The organism is Caldicoprobacter sp. (assembly GCF_047459465.1).
Classification (GTDB): Bacteria; Bacillota; Clostridia; order Caldicoprobacterales; family Caldicoprobacteraceae; genus Caldicoprobacter.
On sequence record NZ_VSCO01000187.1, the window covers coordinates 1 to 3005 of the forward strand.

General features: G+C 45.3%; 5 protein-coding genes. All 5 read right to left on the reverse strand.

The window, feature by feature from the left end; genetic code table 11:
* Positions 1 to 286: transporter substrate-binding domain-containing protein (locus FWJ59_RS09075; protein ID WP_414481616.1), on the reverse strand; the 286-nt coding region annotated here is incomplete at its 3' end.
* A gap of 346 nt (positions 287 to 632) precedes the next feature.
* A complete protein-coding gene (locus FWJ59_RS09080; RefSeq protein ID WP_414481617.1) occupies positions 633 to 914 on the reverse strand; it encodes a zinc-ribbon domain containing protein in 282 nt (93 codons plus the stop codon).
* Between the two features lie 390 nt (positions 915 to 1304).
* Entirely contained in the window at positions 1305 to 1853 is a 549-nt protein-coding gene (locus FWJ59_RS09085; RefSeq protein WP_414481618.1) for a folate family ECF transporter S component, read from the reverse strand.
* Positions 1854 to 2110: 257 nt separating this feature from the next.
* On the reverse strand, positions 2111 to 2620 hold the full coding sequence (flgN, locus tag FWJ59_RS09090; protein WP_414481620.1) for a flagellar export chaperone FlgN: 510 nt from the start codon (positions 2618 to 2620) through the stop codon (positions 2111 to 2113).
* A gap of 14 nt (positions 2621 to 2634) precedes the next feature.
* Positions 2635 to 3005 (reverse strand): flagellar export chaperone FliS (gene fliS, locus FWJ59_RS09095; protein ID WP_414481619.1); only part of this gene is annotated, 371 nt, incomplete at its 5' end.

A 3005-nucleotide genomic window follows, 5' to 3' on the forward strand; every position in this document is an offset into this window, starting at 1 on the left:
TGAAGTCTATCTTCCCCGATACCAAAGCCGGCAGTAAAGCGTCAAACTCCATGTCCTCAACTACCAGCTCCACGCCCAGCTTATCGGCGATCCTCTTGGCAATCTCGGCATCAATGCCGATGACCTGGTCTCCCTCTCTCATCTCAAATGGCGCAAAAGCCGCATTGGTACCCCATATGATCTTGTTGTTTCCCTTTATGCGCTCCATGGTATCGATCTTGTTACCGCAACCTATGAATAAAAACACCATTGCAAGGGTAAGAATAAATACGAGCACGCGCTTCATTAACCATCTCCTCCAATCTTTTTCCCATAAAATATAAACCACTTTGTTAATTATAAACGAATATTTACAAAAAATCAATGCATATTTATAAAACAAAAATGCTCCAATTTCTGACATATAATGTCACGTGGTCTTGATATACCTTTGCATTATTGTGGATATGTGAATAAAATGCCTGTGGATAATGTGGATAACCCTGTGTATAACTACGTTTTTGGCACTTTTTTGTGTGGATAAAAGCTGAATATCCATTTATTTACATGCATACGGAGCGCAATTTTCGACAAACGGAGGGCAAATAAAAAAGCTCTGGATTGGTCCAGAGCTCTTGTTGACCAGCTAAACTTTATCTGTGATTTCTATAGCACTCACTGCAATAAACAGGTCTGTCTTCCCTTGGAACGAATGGAACCTTCGTAGGCGCACCGCAATCGGCACACACTGCATCATACAGCTCCCTCTTGCCATTCACTCCGTTTCTCCTGCTGGCCTTTCTGGCATCGCGGCAGGCTTTGCAGCGAACAGGCTCATTCTGAAATCCCTTTTCAGCGTAAAACTTCTGTTCTCCTGCGGTGAAAACGAACTCCTTACCGCAATCTTTGCACACCAGTACTTTGTCCTGATACATGGAAATAATCCCTCGCTTTGATAATATTTTTTGTGCTCGCCATCTGAATCCCTGCCTTCTACCCTTCTCCACCAACGCTGCTATCCCTTAGCTATGATCAAAGCAGGGGGTAGAGGGATCAGTGACCCAGGCTCCTTTGTGCACCGTTATGAATTTCCGTAGGGATTATTTCCACCGGAAAACCAATGGACCACGCAAAACAACAAAGCGCCTTCTCACCGCCAGGCTCTACAGCCTGCCATGTCATAGCCTGCACATATCCATCGGCATCGCTTCACACCGCAAGAGACAGCCTTTGGATAACTGCAGCTGTCACGGATTCGGGCCGAATTCAAGGACCAAATATTGAGCATTTACGTACATTATATACCCTTCCATCAAAAAAAGCAACTACAAATTTTTATTTTTCTTCCAGTTTACCAGGTCGATAATCCCTGCTCTGGACAACACCCTTAGCAAAATGGTTATTACCACAGAATACAGAGGAATGTTAAGAAGCTGCCTGCTTGCGGCCTTTGTCATGGTCAGCCACAGAGGATGCCCAAACAGTATATTCCTGAAATAGGGCACCATTATGACCGAGGTTATGGTTTGCCCCAGCAATATGGACGCCAGCACCTTCCACAATGAGGGCCTCTCAAAATCAACTTTTAGCAGCCTGACCATGATGCCGGGTATGATGCCGGTCAAGGCCGAGGTCAATGTAAAATGCGGCATAAACGTCCCGCTGGGACGAACTATAAAGCTGAGCACGTCGCCTATGGCGCCTATGATACCTCCTGCGACGGGGCCCAGCACTATACCGCCAAAAATGATGGGAAAGCCGCCAAAGCTTATGACGCCGGGGATGGCAAGAAAGCTGGTCAAAACTATGTTCAGGGCTATCAGCAAGCCTGATAGAACGATGACCCTCATGCTGAGACCAGTATACTTGCTCATATAAAACCTCCTTTGCATCTCCTTTGGCTACTACGCATTAAATCCCTGTTGAATCATAATACCATTATATAATTCAAAAATTCTATATTCATAGGATACACGAACTTCACTATGGTAAAACAAAAAGCGGCGCACTTTACACGCCGCCTGCAATGTGAAATGGCCTCCTGCTCGAAAATTATAAAAATTGCCATCCCAAACGTAAAACCTCTGCGCATCGCTTAAAGGCGGTGCATCACCAGTCGCTACAAGAAAGGCTACTTCCTTTGATCGATAAATACGCCCCCTGCCTGAGGAACCGACTGTTTGTAGGCGCTGTAGCCCTTCTTTCCCTTACTTATACTGGTTATCCTAGCCTTGACATCCTGTATAACTTCCTGGACCCTGTTTTGATTTTGAACTTCAAGGTTATAAATGGCCTCCACCATATCCTTTATCTGGCTGACACTGGCACGAAGTTTGATATACAGATCATACCCTTCAGGGTTATAACGCTCGAAATCAGCACGGTTTACTTCATCCTTTATCCCCTCAAAGATACCACTAAACTTCTCATCCAGAGCCTTTATGGCATCGATATGCTCCTGCTTATCATCAATATATTCCAGCAGCTTATCCACCTGGTCGGCCGACAAAACCTCCGACTGCTTACGGGTAAGCTCAAAGATCTGCTCCATACGGCGTTTTTTGGCCTCAGCAAGCTCAAGGAGCCTCTTTAATCCCTCATTTACCTTTTGATTAATTTCCCTCTTTTCATTCTCCACCATACTCAAACTTATCGCTACTCCTTCTTGTATATCTGCTTTCGCGTAATCTTTACAGCCTCGGCCCAAGTATCGCGAAGCTCGGTCATAAACGTTAGCACCTCTTCCAATATGGCCGTATCTTTTTTAATGTTGGCCTCCACAAGGCGCCTGTGCAGGTAATCATAAAGGGCCAACAAATTGTGGGATATCTCATACTTCATATCCAGTGTGGACATAAACTCTACAATGATATCCTGCGCCCTTATTATAGCGTTGTGTGCTCCCATCAGGTCCTTGCCGTTTATGCATTCTATGGCCTGTTTGATGAACCGTATGCAGCCGTTGTAAAGCATGACAACCAGTTCTCCCGGGCTAGCCGTCATGACGCTCTGCTGCTGATACTGCT

Coding starts and splice junctions, on each gene's coding strand:
- FWJ59_RS09080 (WP_414481617.1), bottom strand. CDS start 914: ATGTATCAGGACAAAGTACTGGTGTGCAAAGATTGCGGTAAGGAGTTC.
- FWJ59_RS09085 (WP_414481618.1), bottom strand. CDS start 1,853: ATGAGCAAGTATACTGGTCTCAGCATGAGGGTCATCGTTCTATCAGGC.
- flgN (WP_414481620.1), bottom strand. CDS start 2,620: ATGGTGGAGAATGAAAAGAGGGAAATTAATCAAAAGGTAAATGAGGGA.